The sequence below is a fragment of the Pleomorphomonas carboxyditropha genome, assembly GCF_002770725.1.
In the GTDB taxonomy this organism is placed as follows: domain Bacteria; phylum Pseudomonadota; class Alphaproteobacteria; order Rhizobiales; family Pleomorphomonadaceae; genus Pleomorphomonas; species Pleomorphomonas carboxyditropha.
The window spans coordinates 22,097-40,062 of sequence record NZ_NQVN01000004.1 but is presented as its reverse complement, the minus strand read 5'-3'; the positions used below and the strand labels follow the sequence as shown (position 1 = coordinate 40,062).

The following is a 17,966-nucleotide window of genomic DNA, read 5'->3' as shown; positions in this document are numbered from 1 at the left end:
CTCATCAATTTAATCTGTTTCGATAACCATTCACGTGCTGCAATGCGGTTCGGCGACATCAATCCATTGCCGGAAAAACAATCCGCCGATGCCGATGCTGCGACGGTCAGGTGTAGGCGAGGAGCCGACCGGCGAAGATCACGCCTGTCCATGCGGTCAGCGACACGCCTGCCCCGACGCGCGCGGCGACCGGGGTCACAGCGGAATCCGTCCACTCATCGACGCGGCGGTAGATGCCGTAGTGGAACACCAGCACGTTGAGGCAAGCGAGGATCAACAGGCCGAACTTCCACGGTGCAGCTCCGGCACCGGCGACCACGGTCGCCTGCGCACTGAGCAATGCGATGCCCGTGATAACGGTGATGGCAAAGCCGATGTGGGAGACGGGCAGCAGATAGCGCGCGGCCGTGGTTACGGACACGACGCGATGTCCGACTCCCGTCAGGCGGACGTCGAAGGTGAAAGCCGGGCCGACAAGGAGAGCAATCCCGAGGATGTGGGTGGCTTCGAGCACGGGATAGAGGTATTCGGCACTCCGCACCGTCTGGCCGAGCGCAGAGCCCTGCAGCAGCTTCAGCAACGAGTCGAGCAAATCAAGCATACTCCGTTCAATTCCGCCCGGTGCGACGGCGCAGGTGGAGGAACCCACCCGCACCCGCTGCGACGATGATGACCCCCAACACTATCCACACGACCCAATCCCCGGAGTCATGCACTGCGGCGTCTGCCCTGGTGGTCGGGGTGGCGCCCGCATCCGTCGCGGAAGCCTATTCCGGCAGCGGCGCTCGCACCGGGAGCGTGTTGCCGAGCACCTGGTTCACCGGCACTGCGTCATCCCCGAACCAGAACACAACCGGACGAAACAGACCGTCATCTGTCCGATTGATGTAGCCGACCGCCTGGACGCGCTCCCCGATCTCCAGCGCACGGGCCAGGCCCCACCTGCCCGACCAGGCCGGCGGCGCGATGATGATCTCCAGCTCCGTGTGGGGGCCTTTGTAGGAGAGAGCGGCATTGACCCGGACACTGTCCTCGGGATCTTGCAACTGCTCTGGAATCGCCAGCTCGGGAGTGTGGGCAGGCAGGTTGCTGTCCAGGGTTACATCGAAGTGCGAGTGCGGGTTCCCCCAGACACCATCCGAAGAGACGGTTCCAGCGATGTAGATGAGGTGATCGGTGTCGAAGCCGGCCCACCCGTGATGCGCGAACGCCGGCAGGGCCGTAAGGATCGAGGCCAGTGGTGCGGCCGCCAGCCCGGCAGCGCCGAAGATCACGCGCCGGCGGTCGCGCGATATGGCTTCATTCCCATGGATGCTTTTCCGGTCGGTATCCGCCATTCTTCTTCTCCCCGCTTCATCGGTCGTGCCACGGGACCGGCAGCGGCGCTGTGCCACCCGCCTCAACTTCAAGGATGAAGGTTATCATGGCACGATGGCCCGGATTACCGGGGCCAAATCGCTTGTGCCTATCGGCACAGCTCATGAATAAGCGCCAAAATATCGAGAGCAAAACGGGTTGCGAACGGGTCGGCAGGGCGACAGCATCACTGTCGGTCCTGGTCTCCCGGATTGTGCAGGCGGCCCTTTACCTGACATTTTCCCACCAGGGCGAGAACACCTGCGAACGTCCGTCCAGATGGAAGGCGCGGCCGATCTCCGGCGTCCACAGCGCATAGCTGCGCTCCTCGCTGGCCGCGACAATGCGCAGGAAGGGATCGTTCCAGTCATGGGGCGCAATGGAAAAGCGGCCTGCATGGCCCGGTGTGAGCGCACTCGCCCGCAAATCCTCAGCCGCCTGTGCGGCCTCCTCGGGCGTCATATGGACGTTCGCCCACCGTGGATCATATTGCCCGGCATCCAGCGTCACCCAATCGAAGGGGCCGTAGCGCCGCCCGATCTCGGCGAAATGCTCCCCGTATCCAGAATCGCCGCTGATGAAAATCCGGCGCTCGGCGGTCGTCAGCGCGAAACCGGCCCACAGGGATTTGTCGCGCGTGAAGGTGCGCCCCGAGTAGTGGCGGGCGGGCGTGACATGGATCTCCAGTTCCAGCACCGGTCGAACGGTCTCATACCAGTCGGCTTCATGCACGATTTCCGGCGCGTAACCCCATGCCTCGAAATGCGCTCCGATCCCCAATCCCGCGACGACCTGCCTGACCCTGGGCAGCAAATCCCGAATGCTGCGGTAGTCCAGATGGTCATAGTGGTCGTGGGTGATCAGCAGGAGGTCGATCTCCGGCATGTCATCGGCGGTATAGAGGCTGGTTCCTTCAAAGGCGACGTTCGCCCCGGGTATGGGGGCAGCGTTGGTGCTGAATACCGGATCGATCAGGATGCGGCGCCCGGCCAGTTGCACGAAATAGGAAGAATGCCCCAGCCAGATGACCAGATCCTCGACCGGGTCCAGAGCAGAGAGGTCGGTCCTGATGGCCGGGATCTCAGCTTGGGGACGCCGATTGCCCGCCTTGCCGAAGGTGTTGCCGATCATGATCGACAGCCGCGATTCCTCCGTGGTCAGCATCGGCGTATCAACGAGGTTCCGAAAGGCGCCGTCGGCGTAGTTGGGAGATTGGGCGAGGCGAGCCAGACGCTCGCCTGCCGGCAATCTTCCCCAGAGGGGGTGCTGTGAAAATACCAGCGCACCGAACCCCAAAAGGGCAGCGACGACGACAAGAGCCTTGACGATGGTCCTGACCCTGAAGCGGATCGTCTTGACGAGAAAACTCATGTGGGTTCACAGCTGCGGGGATAGCCGGATCAGACGATCGGCGGACGGTCCCTGTCCTCGAGGAGCACCAGCCTTCTCGGTCACGATCAGACGCTCGCCGTCCCGCACCAGATTCCAGGGGTAGTCCAGTCCGTCTGCGATGACGGTCGCCGTCCATGTGCCTTCTCCCCGATCCAGGATCGGGGTGAGAGTATCCTGTGCCAGTGAAGCGGCCGGGACTGCGATCAGCACTGCAAGAAGCGAAAGCGTGGCCCCCATGCGGAGGTGGGACTTTCCGGTCCGCATCGTGCGGCGGGCGTTCGCATCGAAGATCGGGCTTCCCTGTGCGCGTTCCATGATCTGATTGAACTCCCCAATCTCCATTCGGCCGGGCGGTCTTTACCGCCCGGCAGGTGCAGTCGTCCGGCGCGATGTCTGGACGGTCACCACGGCCGCAAGCAGCAGCAGCACGGCGCTGGCGGCGAAGGTCATCCGGTAGCCGCTGAAATCGAAGAGCACGCCGCCAGTAACCGCTCCGAGCGTGATCGCAAGCTGGATGACCGCCACCATCAGCCCGCCGCCGGCTTCGGCATCTTGCGGCAGCGAACGTGCCAGCCAGGTCCACCAGCCCACCGGCGCCGCCGTGCCGATCAGGCCCCAGATGCCCAGCACGGCCGCCGTGACGGCAAGGCTGTGGCCGAAGGCGATGAGGATCACGGCGATCAGGGCCATAGCCACGGGGATGACGGTCAAGGTTCGATAGAGCCCTTCCTTCAGGAAAGCGCCGATGAGGCTGGTTCCGACGACGCCGGCGAGACCGATTCCGAGCAGAACGAGGGAGAGCGTCGAGACATCGACCATCGTGACGGTCTCAAGGAAGGGACGAACATAGGTGAAGAGCGCGAACTGCCCCATGAAGAAGAGACCGACCGAGGCTATACCCAGGGCGACCAGCGGGCGCTGCAAGAGCCTGAAGACGTTGCCGGAACCGGAGCGGCGCTCCGATTTCATCGGCGGCAGGCTAACCAACTGCCAGAAGAACACGATCACCGCGACCGGAACGACGCAGAAGAACGCACCGCGCCAGCCGATGATCGAGCCGAGGAAGGCGCCGAGCGGCGGAGCGACCACGGTTGCCAGCGCATTACCGCCGTTGAAGATCGCGAGCGCGCGCGGCACAAGATGCGCCGGCACCAGCCGCATCGCGGTCGCCGCCGACATCGACCAGAACCCGCCGATGACGACGCCGATCAGCGCCCGGCCAACCATGAAGACCACATAGTTCGGCGCGATCGCCACCAACGTCCCCGAGACCGCTATCACGCCTGTCAGCGCCAGCAACAACACCTTGCGGTCGAGGTGTCCGGCGATGGAGGAAATGAAGAGACTGGTCAGCACGGCAAAAGCGCCGGAAATGGCGATCGCCTGTCCGGCTTGTCCCTCGGTCACCTGAAGCTCGGAGGCAATCGGCGTCAGCAGGCTGACGGGCATGAACTCCGACGCGATCAGCGCGAAGACGCAGAGCGACATCGCGAGCACCCCGCCCCAATTGGCGGTCTGATCCGCTGCGTCACCCGTCGCAGCGTCGGTAACCCGAGCCGACATTTCTGTTTCCACCTTCAAAACTGTCGCGGGCGCAGAACGCACCGGCCCGCCGGGCGGTCATGGGTCACCGGCGCAATTTTCCTGAATGTCCGGGGACGAACAGTAACACCGCCGCATCGAACCTGTGACTTCGACTTAGTCGAAGGCCCGATCAGTGACTAGCCGGGCAAAATTGCATGTGCTCATAAGAAGGGTTCATGAATGCGCGTCCCTAGTCCGTGCATTCAGCGCCGGATAGGGCCGAACGGGACCGCCGTCAGTTTTGCGCGGCCGCGAACACTCGAGTGATCTCGGTCAGAAGGTCATTCAGGGCTTCACGATGCCCGGTGACCGAGGGCGAACTTTCATCCGAGGTCATGGCGACGGTCAGCTCAAGCTTGGGCACCACATAGATCATCTGGCCGCCATAGCCCCAGCCATAGTGAACGGCAACGCCGGCGGCCTCGCGGGTGAACCAGCCATATCCGTAACGCTCGCCACTCCAGGGTGAGCGGGTGCGTGGCAGGAAGGAGTCGGATTTTGCCGATTTGAATCCACTGGTCTCAAAATTTGCGGTTGCCCACCTTGTTGGGGATGGCGCTCTCCAGCGGCTGTGTTGACGACAGCGCTTCTGTATCATGAATGAAAAAAGGAGACGACGTGCCAGTAGAAGCGATAATCGACTTGCGAAGGGCCATGCCCGCCTATGATGAGGAACTCTGGACCCTCATGGACCGGGTTGGCGGACGGAACCTCGTAAATCTCTCGGACGCGACGTTGCAGGCGCGCCTCGATCATCTCGACCGCAACATCCAATATCTCGATAATGGAAATACACCACGGGACAGTCTTAGTGAGGATAATGGATGGTTAAGTCCATGGTGGTGGCTTCGCGCCCGTCACTGGACGATCCTAGAGTTCCAACGGCGCGGTATAACGTCAATGCCGACCTCGACGATACTGCCGATGCCAGCTCTTGCACCTGGATTTGACGGTGTAGTGGCAGGGGGACGGAAACTTCTGGTGCGACTGGGTGAAACAAGATGGCTTCTTCAGCTTCTGAATGGGTGCATCCGGTTCGCTCCTGCCGGAACATATCGGAATGAAAATCTGGATGCGGCGCGAGCGGATGAGGAGATGAGCAAAGCTTACAGGCGGCCCGCCCAGGCAATTCGGATCACTGGCTCTGATGGCAGCACGATCGAGCCTATTGGAGATGTGGTGTTCGCATCGCGCCGCTGCGTTGAGCGCAATGGCGAGCTTGAGAACACTCCGTACTGGTTTTGCTCCTTCAGCAGCGATCTCGATCCGCGTCTCTTTAAAGAATTTGCCGGATCAGACGCCTGTATCGTTATTTTTGAGCCAATGAAGTTTGTCGAACGCGCCCTACCACATCTCAATCGTGCTGCTCCTCACGCAGCGAAGTCCCTTTTCCCGAATGAGTATTTCGATCCACATTTCCCATGCGGCTACAAGCCCAGAGCCATGGTTTCAAAGGAGATGGCGTTCGCTTATCAGCGGGAGATGAGGTTCGCCCTCGATCCCGAAGGCGGCCCGCCTCTGGCCGACGGCGCTTTTTTCGTCGAGATCGGATCGATTGAGGACATCGCTGCCGTTTATGCGGCATCCGGTGACAAGATTGCCGGCACTGGGCCTCGAAGCTTTCTTGCTTGAGCTCCAATCACCAACGCGGGCGTCTCGTGATCTCCAACGAAACGCTGATTTCTGTTCTTCCGCCGGTTGCCTACCAATCCATATTCGCAGCGTTATCTATCTGACCGGCTAGGTGGCTAGCAAACAATGTCATATTCTCGACTGAAGTGATTGCCCTCTCGTAAGTGCTGTCACGCGCCATAGTCAGGATGAGGGGTAGCTCGTATTCCTGAACGTAAATTCTAGCCGGTGCGCGCGACCCCTCCCATAGATGCACAATGAACTCTTCGACCGATTGCAATGCATATTGAATATCGAAGGTACCAATTTCGCCAAACGAAAATCTGCGGCTGCCGATCGGATCTGGCAGCAGCACAGGTACGGCGCCGGCAGAAGAATGGAAATTGAACGCTTCCCCCCTGTTTTCCAAACGAGCCGTGCGCGACAAAATTGCGCAGTTCCTTTCGTATTTTGAGCAGCTCCTCGTAAAGTTCCTTTGAGCGTCCGTCCACGAGATCGAAGGCTAGCTTGAACTTCGTCGCCCAATCGGCTTCGGCGGCTCGGGCCACCTCATCCGCGCTCGTCAGCGTACCGCGGAGGATACCGATATGGATGAAGACATGTTCAGTCCAACTAAAGAATGCCTCGATAGCGGCAAGACCGAGCCATTTTGCTTCGGTGCGAAGGCGCATCGCCGGAAAGGAGATAGATTGCCATTCATCGCTGCTCTTTGTCTTGCCCGCCTGGACGATCCGTTCGCCTTTGCGGCTTTCAGCCTCGCTATTCTTCAATTGATAGGTGTCGCGCAGAAACTCGAATCGGTCAAAGAGCGAGGCGCTTTTGTTGGTGACGTTAACAGCGGACTCTTCCACCGCCTTAGTAGCCAGCCAGTCGAAAAAAGGTCGTGCAACCTTCACAGCTTTATGGATGTGGTTGACGATTTGCTGTGCGTCCGCTTCGTTTTTCTCGGTATCTGCCGCGAAAACGCCAACACCGAATTTTCGGTGTTCGATCAGGAAAGCGCGCCCGTTGAACTCAACTGGAATCGACCATGCCAATTTTTCGAAGCGCCCGAGATCGCGAAATCCGAGGAGATCTGCCAGCACGAAGTAGACAAGATGCTGTGCCGGAAGCTGGCGTCCAGCATCGGTGCGTTGAGCGTTGAAGAGAAAATTCTTATCGGCCTTGGTATTCTCCGTCGCCGTTTTGACTGGGCCAAGCGCGCGACGTGCCGCCTCGCGGACGGGTTCGAGTTCAGGAGGGAGGTGGGTGCGGGGATTTCGTGGCATAGGAAACACCTGCACTATAAGGGCAATCTCTGGCCGCAATAAGCGCATGCCGTCTTTAGGGGGCGATAGAGCGCTCTGCCGTTCAACGGATCATGCAATTCGGCAGGATGTGAATGGCCCACAATACAAGATGCGGGAACATCGGCCCGGAGGCAAAAGGAAAAATCGATCGGGGCAGACCAATCCGGTGCATTACATGTAAACCGCGTCCACTCATTGAGCATTTTGACGGCGAGTTCTGTGCGCGTCTGAGAGGTACTCATCGAAAGTGGCAGGTCGATTTCCAGTAGTGTGGGGACGCCAATATTCTTCAGCACCCTGTGTCCGGGACCGCCGAGAACGGCGGTAATCCACTCGCTCCCGTATATGAGATAATGCGCGGCGTGTTTCAGAAGAACCGTATCATCGGCAACGACATATAACCGCCCCTCGTCTAGAGTGTTGTCCACTTCACGGATTGCCTCATCAACGCGATCCCGCATCCAGTGAAGTTCGGCATTCTCCTCAATAATCGTGCGCAGTTTGGCCGTCATCTCGCGCCGGTCATGAAGGCGAAGTCCTTCCCGGAAATAAATGCCGGCATCGTCTGTCCGGCAGCCATGGAAGGTGCGCATGATCGCGTGCTTAAGGGAGTCCGCGAGTTCTTCCGTATAGCTGTCAAAATTGCCGCGCACAGATTTCTCTAGTATGTCGGACCACTCCGAGTCGTCCCAGCAAATATCGCGATAAACGCCAGGACGCAGACGACGCATGCCGTCCTTACGAAATCGGGGGCCCAACCATGACCCAAGGAGCGGCATCCAGCTATCCGGCCTTTTCCAAATGAAGCGGCATCCTCGCCAGATAGGGTCTGTGGTGCAGATTTCGGGCGTAACCTTGACGTTCACGGCTGTTGTGCTCTCATGACGACTTTCGTGATGTTATTGTCAGATGCAAAGCGCTTCGCGCGTTCGATTGCTTCGTCTACTAAAAAATCAAACGGTCCGCTTCCACCGTAATCACCCTTGGAACTATCATAGAAATACGCCTTATCTATTGCACGACCGTTCACAAGTTCTTTATGAACAACAACAGTAACGTGCTGTTCAACTGGCAACGGTACATCTTTAGCGTTGTATATGACGTCTACCAAGTGCTGCCTCCAATGAACTGACTATCGTTATACCCGATTCGGGATTGACCTGAGGCGATCCTCGCTAGTCGTCGTACTTCCGATAGAATTTACGGCGGGGCAGGCTCTCGTAATCGACCTGCGGCCGCACTTTCCCGCCTGCTGCGCCCCACAGTTTGTGGTGATGCCGGGCCGCCCGGAGCGAGATGCCCATCAGATGTGCAACGCTCATGGGGGAGCGCCCGCTATCGAAGAGCCGGTAGCAAATCTCCACGCCGCGCTGCGTCAGTCGGCCGTCATCATATTTGTGCAGCGGGTGCGTAGGATATCGCTCGTTGCTGTCAAACTCGGTTCCGGTAAGGGACAGCTCGGCATTGATTGCTCTGATGTCCTCACCGCGCACAGCATGGAGGTCGCAAATCTTGCGTTTAAGTCTCTTAATCTCTGAAAGAAATGTCCGCTCCGCAGCCTTGAACATCAGTTTGTTGGCAGAAGATGTCATGACGTAGTGATGCGTGCGATATAGGCTACCGATCCGCCGGTGAAAATGCTGTAGTCGTTCGACGGCACCGTAATCAAACTCCTTGATGCGGTCTGAACCGTACTCAAAAAGATCTCTTACGTATCGTTCTGTGCTGAAGTCGGCAACGAGTTCATGCATGCGATGCCCGATCGCATTGCGGTAGTCGATCAGCGAAACGATCTCAACCTTTTCATCAGGCGCGATCGCACCGTCATCGATCAGTGCGTTCAGGGCCTTGTCTACGGGGTTTTTTGTACCCTTCGGCACGCGCTCATGCCTGGAGCCAGCAGGCTGCAATCTTGCCGCCAGACCGTCCGTCGCCTGGATCAGGTCAAGAACTTTGCGTTTGAGTTCCTCAGCATAGAACATGACCAGCATCATCTGCATGGCGCGCAGTTTCAGCGTATTCTGCTCCAGAGCCGGAAGCCGTGAACCCAGCGGATCAAGAAAATGCGGCTGCCGCATGATGCATTTAGCTTCCACCGCCAGTAGCACCATCGCCAAGAGTTGGCATAGTCGACGCGAGGTCGCCTTCTACGTCGATGCCGTACCGCCCCGCCAGAAGTGCAACCTGATAGCCAACTGTAGCACGGTAGGCCCCCAAAGCCATGAAGAAGCCGGGCCGACCGCGGCGCGGCCAATCGCCATCGAAATGAGGGAACTCTTCAAGCTGATCATCGTGGAAACGTCGCCCTGCTTCGCGGATTGCTCTAACCGGCGCAACGGCGAAGGCCGAAGCAGGCAGTGATTGCAAGGTCTTGGTACATTCCTCGCGGATTTGTTGGACGGAATGCTCGACTTGGCTTTCGACTTCAAGCTGGAAAGGATTGTAGAGAACACGGCGATCTTCGAGAAAGACAAGGAAGCGCCGGACGAGTTCGGTTTCGGACGGTCCAGGATCGGCCCACTGCACGCCTCCAAGAGGCGTGCTGAAGCCGGTTATTTGCCGGGCCGTTTCTGCCGTGACCTTGCTGCTTTTGCGAAGCCAGTTCCTCATATAATTTCCCCGTTTCCCATCATCGCAAACCAAACTCCGCAATCAGCGCCGGCCGCGCCGCGAGGAGCATTTCCAAATGGCTCTCCGGCCACATTTCGATCCTGAGCGCCCGGTCCGATTGCGCCTGCTTTTCAATGGCCGCCACCGCATCTGTCGTAAATCGCCCACTTGTTGCGATAATGAGGATATCGACACGCGGTGGTTCCCACAAAGCCATCTGTTCTCTGAGAAGGGCAACGTCCGCCGGAGAGATGCTGCGCTCCAGCCAGTGTTTGCATTGGATAATGACTCGAGCACGCAAATGTCCGGATAATCCATCCCTGTTGACGCGGGTAACAGACAGATCACGCCCCTTATCGGCGGCTCGTGTCTGTGTCAGCCATTCCGGATTTTCATATCCTGGCTCGCCCGCAATCAGCGAGAAAATCAATCGCTCGAATTCTTCGTCCGTAAGCTTTTCCCAGTTGAGCTTGGTCGGTATCGGCCCTGATGGTTTGCTGGCTATTAACTCGCAGAGGTCGCCGACCTTTACAGGGATCGGATCGTCTTGACCGTAGAGGTTCTTTCGTAGGCTGGACTTGGCGGCTGGCCAGTCAACGCCTTCGATGTCGTGGAAGTCGCCGACCTGCCCAAAATGCAGGTGGCGGCCCATCTCGGTCCAGCGGTCGGGGCGCGGCATGCTGCTCCCAATCAGCGTGGTGATTTCTTTGAAATGGGTACGCAGCCCGGCCAGTGGCGCTTCGGGAATTGATGCCCGTGGTTCCATCGCTTCGATGGTGGGATGGATTTCCCGGATCAGCCGGTCAATCTGATCAATGGCGTCGTCAAGGGTTTGTCTTATCAGTTCCCGGCGCTTGCGGTTGAACCTGAAGCGATATTCGCGAAGCTGGCGGGATGGTTCCTCGAGGCTGCTTTCAAAGCTTATCTCGGCGGTCGGTTCCATGATCTCCGCGAGATCGAATCTGGTCTGCGCAATCGCGTCTAGGTCGAGGAAGTCCAGCTTAAGCCGCCAACCGTCGATAGCAGGCATGTGTTCTACAATTGCTAGCGCCGCACGGCATTTGTCTTCGTAAACAGGGTTCGACCCAAATGAAATTCCAGTCGGAATCAGGTCTTCTATGTCGTTGCACAGCCGTTCAAGCTTTGTGAGATTTGCTTCGATCGCTTCGAGCTGTTCAAGCGCTCCATAGAGTGTAGTTTTTTCCACGCTTCGCCCCCGATCAAACTATTTCAGAACCGGTCCAACACAACGATCAGCCGCACTGCCTGTGGCAAGCCGAGAGGACCATCGCGCCATACATCCCACAGATCGAGAATCGAGTATCATTGCGCAGCAACCCAAGCATGGAATCTGTACCATGCGCCACTACCACCGCAAGGACTGGCTGAAATTCCGCCAAGAAGTCATCGAACTCGATGGCGGTGCTTGCGTGCGCTGCGGCCGTGGTCCGCTACAAGGGGCGGTCCTTCAAGTTCACCACAAGGAATACCTTCCGGGAAAGCTGCCGTGGGATTATCCCTACGAACTATGCGAGACTCTGTGCAAAGGATGCCACGCGGATGAACATGGGATCGTGCAGCCCTTCACAGGATGGGAGTGCATTGGCTACGATGATTTGGGCGAACCTTCGGGGGAGTGCGAGTTATGCGGCACGTCCATCCGTCATGTTTTCTTTGTTCAGCACGCCAAATGGCCCTCACTTGAGGTAGGGGAAACCTGCTGCGACCATCTTACGGACACAACGCTAGCCAGCAACCACATGGACTCAATTCGCCGCTTCGAGGCGCGACAACAGCGTTTTATCCGATCAACACGTTGGAAGGTTGATAGTGACGGTGCGTTTCGCATCCACCAGAAGGGTGCGGATTTAATAGTTGAGCCCGTAGACGAGAAATTCAGATTATGCGTCAATAATGTTCGCGGGAAGAAAACCCTTTCAAGTGTGAACGACGCAAAGCTGCTGGCATTTGAATTACTCGAAAATGGAGAGCTCGACGCGTTCCTCAGGAAACTGAAGATGCACGCGAAGCGCGCCGATGAGATTGCGTGATCGACGTAGATTGATTGGGCGACTCCGGCCTTTGCGTTGGCAGTGGCAGCTTTTCGATTGAAACGCGGGACCTACAGAGGGATAATCGACCACAAGATGATGCCAGACAGTGAGCTAGGCGGCGGCACGAAATAGCAATTTGAGATGGTTGCGCCCCCCCGCAACCATTGAGACCGACAAACCCGTAGCGAAAGCTGCGGGTTTTGTCTTTTTCCCGCCTTTGCCAATGTCCTGCCTCTCGATCCAATTCAGGATCGTCCCTAGCTCCCCGTACAGCATTGCGTCGATCTCGCCCCGGTTCGGGCCGGGCGTCAGCACGATCTTTTCGATCAGCGTCCGCATCGTAGCTGCCGCTTCCTGTCGTTCTTCGGGTTGATTGAGTGCGTCGATAAGGCGGGCAATCTTCTTAGCATAGACCACCGCCGCGTTCGGAAGCATATCGGGCATGTCCTTCGGCGCGTCGGCGAGCAGGGCGGTCAGTTCCTGCTTGCGCGTCTCCAGCCCGGTCATCTTCTCCTTCATCGAAGGATGGTACATGCCCTCGGCAATCGCGTCGACGATCTGGGCAATCTGCTTGTCGATCTTGCCGAGTTCGCTCTGCCAGGCCGCCGTGCTCGAACGATGCTCGCGGTTCAGCCGGTTGAGTTCCTGGGCATAGCTGCGCACCGCCGCGTCGGCCGCCTCCGGCGTCATCAGTCGGTGCTTCAGCCCAGCAAGAACCCGGTTCTCCAACTCCTCGCGCGGGATGGTACGGTTGTTGGAGCAGGTGCCCTTGGTGGCGTGCGTCGAGCAGGCGAAGCGGTCAGCGCCGCGGATCGAGAAGGGACCGCCGCAACAGCCGCAGAAGATCAGACCGGACAACAGGGTCTTCGGCCGGTGGAAGCCATTCATGCGGAGAGCGTCTTCGGCCGTTCCCACCTTATTGGTAGGGCCGAAAACCTCGATCCTGATCTTGTCCCGCCGCGCTGCCTTCATTCGCAAAAATCCAAGCTAGGGATTGGCACGAACGATGAAACCGCAGCTAGACGCCGATGAAAACACAAGGAATGCCCCTGTGCGGTAATCGGTGATTATAGCTTAGAAAAAGGACAGTTCCTCCTGCGGCCAAGCCAGACGGTTTGGCCAATCCTTTCTGCCGGTCGGTCCGAATAGAGTTGATGCGAGGACGTGAGCTTCACCGGCGATGCGATGGCCGCAAGCCAACAGCCGGCGACCGCCAAAATCCTGCTCGACGAGAGCGAGCAGCGCTGCGATGCTATCGGCCACGCCTTCACTGGGAACAGGACGATCGATGCGAAGCGTGCCATCTATGGCCGCCACGGTCAGGCGCGGCGATAGGCTTGTCGTAAGCGTTCCCCGAGCCGCGGTTGCAGGTTTCCCGTCACCGATGTCGTAAAGCCCAAACCGACGTTCAATGAACCGGCAGTCAGCGTCAGGATCGCCTTGCCCGTCAGTCGCCCGCCTTAGCGGCGGTGCCGTAGGGCCAGAACCAGTCGCGAATTTCCGGCATGTCCTCGCCGTGCTCGGAGACATAGGCGCTGTGCTCTTCGAGCTTCCTTTCCAGCGTGGCTGCAAAATGAGCGGACCGCTCGGCGAACTGCGGCAGGCGGCGAAGCGCGGCCAGCGCTAGGTGGAAGCGGTCGATCTGGTTCATCACGGCCATGTCGAAGGGCGTCGTCGTCGTTCCCTCCTCTCGGAAACCGTGGACGTGGAAATTGTCGTGGTTGGTCCGACGGTAGGTCAACCGGTGGATTAGGTACGGATAGCCGTGATAGGCGAAGATTACCGGCCTATCCTTGGTGAACAGAGCGTCAAACCTCTCGTCGGTGAAGCCGTGCGGATGCTCGCTGTGCGACTGCAGCGTCATCAAATCCACTACGTTGACGACCCGGATCTTCAAATCCGGCAACGCCGTGCGCACAAGATCGACAGCAGCGAGCGTCTCCATCGTCGGCACGTCGCCGGCGCAGGCCATCACGAGGTCGGGCTCCTCGCCGACCGGGCAGGTCGAGGCCCAGTCCCAGATGCCGGCGCCGGCTTTGCAGTGCTTCTCAGCCTCGTCCGCCGTCAGCCACTGCGGTGCGGGCTGCTTGCCGGCGGTGATGACATTGATGCGGTTCCAGGTCCGGAGGCAATGGTCTGTGATCCACAGAAGTGTGTTCGCATCCGGCGGGAAGTAGAGCCGTACCGTGTCGGCCTTCTTGTTGGCGACGAAGTCGGCGAAGCCGGGGTCTTGATGGGAAAACCCGTTGTGGTCCTGCCGCCAGACATGGGAGGTCAGCAGGTAGTTCAGCGAGGCGATCGGTTTGCGCCAAGAAAGCTCGGCCGAGGTCTTCAGCCATTTGGCGTGCTGGTTCACCATGGAATCGACGATATGGATAAACGCCTCGTAACAGGAGAAAAGACCGTGCCGGCCGGTTAGGAGATAGCCCTCCAGCCAGCCCTGGCAAAGATGCTCCGATAGGACCTCCATGACCCTGCCTTCGCGTGCGAGATGCACGTCGTAGGGTTCGATCTTTTCCATCCAGACGCGGTCGGTGACCTCGAAGACGGCGTCGAGCCGGTTCGATGTTGTCTCGTCCGGCCCCATCAGGCGAAAATTCTTCGCGTGGTCGTTGAGGCTGATGACGTCGCGCAGATAGGCGCCCATGAGGCGCGTGGCTTCCGCTATCCTGCCGCCCGGCTTCGGCAAGTCCAGCGCGAAACTCTTCCAGTCGGGTAGCAGAAGTTCCTTTTTCAGGAGCCCACCATTGGCATGGGGCAGCGCGCCCATGCGTTTGTCGCCTTCGGGAGCAAGGGCGGCGATCTCGGGCAACAGGCAGCCCTCTGCGTCGAACAACTCCTCCGGTCGGTAGCTGCGCAGCCAGTCTTCGAGGATCTTGCGATGGGCTGCATCGCCGCGCGCGTTCGAAACCGGCACCTGATGCGAACGCCAGAAATCCTCGACTTTTTCCCCGTCGACCTCCTTCGGCCCGGTCCATCCTTTCGGGCTGCGTAGGATGATCATCGGCCAGCGCGGCCGTGTGGCGGATGCTTCGTCGGAGCGCGCGTCCGCCTGGATGTCGCGGATGCGGCCCATGACTTCGTCGAGCGTGGCCGCCATCAAGCCGTGCATGGTCATGGCATCGCTGCCTTCGACAAAGAACGGATCGTAGCCGTACCCGGCGAAGAGGTTTCTCAACTCGTCGTCATCCATCCGCGCCAGCAGTGTCGGGTTCGCGATCTTGTAGCCGTTGAGATGAAGGATCGGCAGGACTGCGCCGTCGATGCGGGGATTGAGGAACTTGTTGGAATGCCAGGCGGCTGCCAGCGGACCCGTTTCGGCCTCGCCATCGCCGACGACACAGGCGACGAGCAGGTCGGGATTGTCGAATGCGGCGCCGAAGGCATGCACCAGCGCATAGCCGAGCTCGCCGCCCTCATGGATCGAACCGGGTGTCTCAGGAGCGACATGGCTCGGCACGCCGCCTGGGAAAGAGAACTGCTTGAATAGCTTCTTCATCCCCTCCGCGTTGCGGCCGATGTCGGGATAAATCTCGCTGTAGCTGCCTTCGAGCCAGGTGTTGGCAACCATCGCCGGCCCGCCATGACCCGGGCCGCAGATGTAGAGCACGTCGAGATCGCCCTCCTTGATCAGGCGGTTCAAGTGCACATAGATGAAATTGAGGCCGGGCGTGGTGCCCCAATGCCCCAGCAGCCGCGGTTTCACATGCTCTCCGCGCAACGGCTCCCGCAAAAGCGGATTGTCCATAAGGTAGATCTGGCCGACCGACACGTAGTTTGCGGCACGAAAATACCGGTCCATCATCTCGAACTGGTCAGTCTTGTCGTTCATCACCTATGTCCTTTCCGTCCGCCAGCAGAATAACCCTTCTTCTTCTGGAACACATGACAAATGCCAAGGTTGGTATCGGAAAAGGCTCGACGACAAGATGACAGCGCCCGATCCCAACGACCCGCGACCGACACCGCCTGCGCCGCCCGAAACTCCCCAACCCGATGAACCGCCGGGTGTTCCCCTGCCATCTCCAGATCCGATCCTCTCGCCGTCGCAAGCACCGATCCAGATACTGCCAGGAACGCCGCTTGAGAAAATGCCAGGCGGTCAAATCTGAGGAGAATGGCTATGCCCCGAAAGACGAAGAAGTGGTCGGCGGAGGTTACCGAGCACAGCGACGCGCTCGACCTCGAGCCGAATGTGTTCGAGAAGGACGACCCGAAGGAGATCGCGGCGTCCTTGAAAAGATCGGCCGACAAGAGTGAAAAACGCAAGTCCGAGCCGTACCGGTCGGCCATGTCCATGTTGACCTTTTACATCAACCGGGCCGGCCAAAACCTCACGGCGAGCCGCAAGAAGGTGCTGGAAGAGGCAAAGGATGAGCTTCGTCGCGCCTATGGCAAGACTGCTGACGACTAACCCCCCATATATCGCGAGCGGCGGGCCGCCTCCTGCTCGTCGGAGTGCGTTTGGGCTAGGACCAAAGCGTTGGACTCGATCCCCGACGGAGCATGATCGTCCGCATCAAGGATCTCGAACGCAGCGGATTTGCCGGCGACTGACTCTCATTGGGTCCAGAGTTCCGCTTCGGCGCTTCCGTGTCTTTCCGGTTTTCCGGTTTCGTCGCGCTGCCCTCGAGAGGTAGAGGGCGGCGCTTGCAGGAGCTTCAGCTCTATGGCTGGCGTTCCTTCGAGAGCGAGCCCGATCCCCGGCCGCTTCCCGAGGGCGATCAGGTCGCCGGCGTCGTCGCCGATATCTTCGACGCCTTCATCGCCACGCTGGCCGATACCCGCCTCGAGCCCGACCTCGACGATCTCCTCTGGTCGACCCTCTTCCACCGCGCCGTCGGGCGGATCGGCGTCCTCGTCTTCCTCGGCTCCGGCACCCAGGATAACCTCACCGACAAGGCGAGGAAGCTCGGTATCCCGGTCTACCGCTTCGGCAAGGGCGGCGCGTATCCTCCGCTGTCTCAGCCCCGATGGAAGTCTGTCATATCAAAAAGCGGCCTCGCCCGTGACGCCGTAGGCGAGCGCACGGGCCGTAGAGGCGCGGATACGGCGAAGTGAGCACGACGATGAGGCGCAAGATCGACTGTCGCAATATATCGAACAGCAGCGCCTGAACAAGCCGACCAGTCCCGCACCGTTTGGGTCGGAGCCGGTCGCGATGGGCCAGTTCCCTGCTATTTCCCGTCACCCTTGCGAAGCAAGTAGGTGTCCATGATCCAACCCTTCTCCATGCGTGCCTGGCTTCTGATCCTCTCGATATCCCCCATCACCTCGGACAGCTTTCCGGCGACCAGTATTTCGTCCTTGGTGCCCACGTAAGCCCCCCAGTAGATATCGATGTCTTCCGCTTCGATCCGCTTGAAAGCCTGGTCGCCGTCCAGCATGACCACGACGCTGTCGAGATTGTTGGGAAATCCTTCGGCGAGCTTGCGACCGGTCGTCACCAATACCGGTTGCCCGATGCCGTTGAGCGCGACGCGATGGCGGGCCGCCAAGGCCTGCACGCTGCTGATGCCGGGGATTACTTCATACTCCAATGCGAGGCCGTTCTTCCGGATGTGCTCGATGATCCGCAATGTGCTGTCATAGAGCGTCGGGTCGCCCCAGACGAGAAAGCCTCCGCACTGTTCTTCGCCGAGTTCTTCGGTGATGAACCCTGAGAACGCCTCGACAAGCTCGGCGTGCCACTTGTCGACGCTGCCGCGATAGTCCGCTCCCGCGGCGGCCCGTGTCGGCATCGGGATGCGAACCATTCGGTACTTGGGATCGGCTATGAAGCGTTCACAAACGTCTTTGCGCAGCAGTTGTAGTGCTGTCTTTTCCACTCCCTTGTCGGGAATGAAAAACACATCGACCTGATTGAGGGCGTTGATTGCCTGCACGGTAAGGTAATCGGGGTTTCCCGCGCCTATTCCGATGATCAATATCTTGCGCATGGATCTCCTCCGGATCGAGACTTGGGGCAAGGAGCCGTGATGTCTTTTTCCCGACGCCGGCCATGGTCGGCGGAGGGAGTTCGCGCCGAACCGGGATGCGGGCTGCCATG

Annotated in this window: 20 protein-coding genes and 1 pseudogene; 6 read left to right on the top strand and 15 right to left on the bottom strand. The window is 59.2% G+C overall.

Features of this window, described 5'->3' with window-relative positions; genetic code table 11:
* Positions 1–106: 106 nt before the first annotated feature.
* The 6 genes from CJ014_RS09035 to CJ014_RS27810 all read right to left on the bottom strand — a co-directional run bounded on the left by CJ014_RS09035 (position 107) and on the right by CJ014_RS27810 (position 4,708).
* The gene (locus CJ014_RS09035; RefSeq protein ID WP_100080154.1) at positions 107–601 is read right to left on the bottom strand and encodes a hypothetical protein; all 495 of its coding nucleotides are present in this window, start codon (positions 599–601) and stop codon (positions 107–109) included.
* A gap of 166 nt (positions 602–767) precedes the next feature.
* Complete coding sequence (locus tag CJ014_RS09030) at positions 768–1,337, bottom strand: DUF6152 family protein (RefSeq protein WP_100080153.1); 570 nt, start codon at positions 1,335–1,337, stop codon at positions 768–770.
* Positions 1,338–1,584: 247 nt separating this feature from the next.
* On the bottom strand, positions 1,585–2,727 hold the full coding sequence (locus CJ014_RS09025; RefSeq protein ID WP_100080152.1) for an MBL fold metallo-hydrolase: 1,143 nt from the start codon (positions 2,725–2,727) through the stop codon (positions 1,585–1,587).
* Between the two features lie 6 nt (positions 2,728–2,733).
* The gene (locus CJ014_RS28160) at positions 2,734–3,063 is read right to left on the bottom strand and encodes a hypothetical protein (protein WP_245427211.1); all 330 of its coding nucleotides are present in this window, start codon (positions 3,061–3,063) and stop codon (positions 2,734–2,736) included.
* Positions 3,064–3,105: 42 nt separating this feature from the next.
* Positions 3,106–4,311: an MFS transporter gene (locus tag CJ014_RS09015; RefSeq protein ID WP_100080151.1), complete on the bottom strand. Its 1,206-nt coding sequence runs from the start codon at positions 4,309–4,311 to the stop codon at positions 3,106–3,108.
* 256 nt (positions 4,312–4,567) lie between these two features.
* Entirely contained in the window at positions 4,568–4,708 is a 141-nt protein-coding gene (locus CJ014_RS27810) for a hypothetical protein (protein ID WP_165790801.1), read from the bottom strand.
* 278 nt (positions 4,709–4,986) lie between these two features.
* On the opposite strand from CJ014_RS27810, the gene CJ014_RS27540 reads away from it, so the two are divergent.
* Positions 4,987–5,964, top strand: a complete 978-nt coding sequence (locus tag CJ014_RS27540) for a hypothetical protein (RefSeq protein ID WP_133121829.1) — start codon at positions 4,987–4,989, stop codon at positions 5,962–5,964.
* A gap of 221 nt (positions 5,965–6,185) precedes the next feature.
* On the opposite strand, the gene CJ014_RS27535 is transcribed toward CJ014_RS27540, so the two are convergent.
* The 6 genes from CJ014_RS27535 to CJ014_RS08985 all read right to left on the bottom strand — a co-directional run bounded on the left by CJ014_RS27535 (position 6,186) and on the right by CJ014_RS08985 (position 11,070).
* Entirely contained in the window at positions 6,186–7,232 is a 1,047-nt protein-coding gene (locus tag CJ014_RS27535) for a hypothetical protein (protein ID WP_133121828.1), read from the bottom strand.
* A 14-nt stretch (positions 7,233–7,246) separates the two neighbouring features.
* Entirely contained in the window at positions 7,247–7,984 is a 738-nt protein-coding gene (locus CJ014_RS27530; RefSeq protein WP_133121827.1) for a hypothetical protein, read from the bottom strand.
* 131 nt (positions 7,985–8,115) lie between these two features.
* Complete coding sequence (locus CJ014_RS27525) at positions 8,116–8,364, bottom strand: hypothetical protein (RefSeq protein WP_133121826.1); 249 nt, start codon at positions 8,362–8,364, stop codon at positions 8,116–8,118.
* 64 nt (positions 8,365–8,428) lie between these two features.
* Positions 8,429–9,331 (bottom strand): hypothetical protein, encoded by a 903-nt coding sequence (locus CJ014_RS08995; protein WP_100080147.1) that lies wholly within the window; start codon positions 9,329–9,331, stop codon positions 8,429–8,431.
* Positions 9,332–9,338: 7 nt separating this feature from the next.
* Complete coding sequence (locus CJ014_RS27520) at positions 9,339–9,863, bottom strand: DUF6650 family protein (protein WP_133121825.1); 525 nt, start codon at positions 9,861–9,863, stop codon at positions 9,339–9,341.
* A gap of 19 nt (positions 9,864–9,882) precedes the next feature.
* The gene (locus CJ014_RS08985) at positions 9,883–11,070 is read right to left on the bottom strand and encodes a restriction endonuclease (RefSeq protein ID WP_133121824.1); all 1,188 of its coding nucleotides are present in this window, start codon (positions 11,068–11,070) and stop codon (positions 9,883–9,885) included.
* 151 nt (positions 11,071–11,221) lie between these two features.
* On the opposite strand from CJ014_RS08985, the gene CJ014_RS08980 reads away from it, so the two are divergent.
* Positions 11,222–11,914 (top strand): HNH endonuclease, encoded by a 693-nt coding sequence (locus CJ014_RS08980; protein ID WP_100080144.1) that lies wholly within the window; start codon positions 11,222–11,224, stop codon positions 11,912–11,914.
* A 114-nt stretch (positions 11,915–12,028) separates the two neighbouring features.
* Here the strand turns inward: CJ014_RS08980 and CJ014_RS08975 are convergent, their stop codons facing one another.
* Complete coding sequence (locus CJ014_RS08975) at positions 12,029–12,889, bottom strand: recombinase zinc ribbon domain-containing protein (RefSeq protein WP_100080143.1); 861 nt, start codon at positions 12,887–12,889, stop codon at positions 12,029–12,031.
* A 192-nt stretch (positions 12,890–13,081) separates the two neighbouring features.
* Between CJ014_RS08975 and CJ014_RS27805 the strand changes: the two genes are divergently transcribed.
* Entirely contained in the window at positions 13,082–13,252 is a 171-nt protein-coding gene (locus tag CJ014_RS27805; protein WP_165790800.1) for a hypothetical protein, read from the top strand.
* 112 nt (positions 13,253–13,364) lie between these two features.
* Here the strand turns inward: CJ014_RS27805 and CJ014_RS08970 are convergent, their stop codons facing one another.
* Complete coding sequence (locus CJ014_RS08970; protein ID WP_100080142.1) at positions 13,365–15,749, bottom strand: phosphoketolase family protein; 2,385 nt, start codon at positions 15,747–15,749, stop codon at positions 13,365–13,367.
* Here CJ014_RS08970 and CJ014_RS27515 point away from each other — a divergent pair.
* From CJ014_RS27515 to CJ014_RS08960, 3 genes and pseudogenes are all read left to right on the top strand, one after another.
* The gene (locus tag CJ014_RS27515) at positions 15,739–16,029 is read left to right on the top strand and encodes a hypothetical protein (RefSeq protein ID WP_133121823.1); all 291 of its coding nucleotides are present in this window, start codon (positions 15,739–15,741) and stop codon (positions 16,027–16,029) included. The genes CJ014_RS08970 and CJ014_RS27515 overlap by 11 nt on opposite strands.
* Positions 16,030–16,040: 11 nt before the next feature.
* Positions 16,041–16,331, top strand: a complete 291-nt coding sequence (locus CJ014_RS08965; RefSeq protein ID WP_100080141.1) for a DUF3175 domain-containing protein — start codon at positions 16,041–16,043, stop codon at positions 16,329–16,331.
* A 179-nt stretch (positions 16,332–16,510) separates the two neighbouring features.
* A pseudogene (locus tag CJ014_RS08960) lies at positions 16,511–16,768 on the top strand (hypothetical protein); the annotation flags it as partial.
* A gap of 326 nt (positions 16,769–17,094) precedes the next feature.
* Here the strand turns inward: CJ014_RS08960 and cobF are convergent.
* Positions 17,095–17,856: a precorrin-6A synthase (deacetylating) gene (cobF, locus tag CJ014_RS08955; protein ID WP_100080140.1), complete on the bottom strand. Its 762-nt coding sequence runs from the start codon at positions 17,854–17,856 to the stop codon at positions 17,095–17,097.
* Positions 17,857–17,966 lie beyond the last annotated feature (110 nt).

Bases quoted from the DNA above. Each gene is read 5' to 3' on its own strand.
- CJ014_RS28160 (WP_245427211.1), bottom strand. From the start codon at position 3,063: ATGGAACGCGCACAGGGAAGCCCGATCTTCGATGCGAACGCCCGCCGC.
- CJ014_RS08970 (WP_100080142.1), bottom strand. From the start codon at position 15,749: ATGAACGACAAGACTGACCAGTTCGAGATGATGGACCGGTATTTTCGT.
- CJ014_RS08965 (WP_100080141.1), top strand. From the start codon at position 16,041: ATGCCCCGAAAGACGAAGAAGTGGTCGGCGGAGGTTACCGAGCACAGC.
- cobF (WP_100080140.1), bottom strand. From the start codon at position 17,856: ATGCGCAAGATATTGATCATCGGAATAGGCGCGGGAAACCCCGATTAC.
- CJ014_RS09035 (WP_100080154.1), bottom strand. From the start codon at position 601: ATGCTTGATTTGCTCGACTCGTTGCTGAAGCTGCTGCAGGGCTCTGCG.
- CJ014_RS27810 (WP_165790801.1), bottom strand. From the start codon at position 4,708: ATGATCTATGTGGTGCCCAAGCTTGAGCTGACCGTCGCCATGACCTCG.
- CJ014_RS27535 (WP_133121828.1), bottom strand. From the start codon at position 7,232: ATGCCACGAAATCCCCGCACCCACCTCCCTCCTGAACTCGAACCCGTC.
- CJ014_RS09030 (WP_100080153.1), bottom strand. From the start codon at position 1,337: ATGGCGGATACCGACCGGAAAAGCATCCATGGGAATGAAGCCATATCG.
- CJ014_RS08975 (WP_100080143.1), bottom strand. From the start codon at position 12,889: ATGAAGGCAGCGCGGCGGGACAAGATCAGGATCGAGGTTTTCGGCCCT.
- CJ014_RS08980 (WP_100080144.1), top strand. From the start codon at position 11,222: ATGCGCCACTACCACCGCAAGGACTGGCTGAAATTCCGCCAAGAAGTC.
- CJ014_RS09025 (WP_100080152.1), bottom strand. From the start codon at position 2,727: ATGAGTTTTCTCGTCAAGACGATCCGCTTCAGGGTCAGGACCATCGTC.
- CJ014_RS09015 (WP_100080151.1), bottom strand. From the start codon at position 4,311: ATGTCGGCTCGGGTTACCGACGCTGCGACGGGTGACGCAGCGGATCAG.
- CJ014_RS27520 (WP_133121825.1), bottom strand. From the start codon at position 9,863: ATGAGGAACTGGCTTCGCAAAAGCAGCAAGGTCACGGCAGAAACGGCC.
- CJ014_RS27530 (WP_133121827.1), bottom strand. From the start codon at position 7,984: ATGCGTCGTCTGCGTCCTGGCGTTTATCGCGATATTTGCTGGGACGAC.
- CJ014_RS27540 (WP_133121829.1), top strand. From the start codon at position 4,987: ATGCCCGCCTATGATGAGGAACTCTGGACCCTCATGGACCGGGTTGGC.
- CJ014_RS08995 (WP_100080147.1), bottom strand. From the start codon at position 9,331: ATGCGGCAGCCGCATTTTCTTGATCCGCTGGGTTCACGGCTTCCGGCT.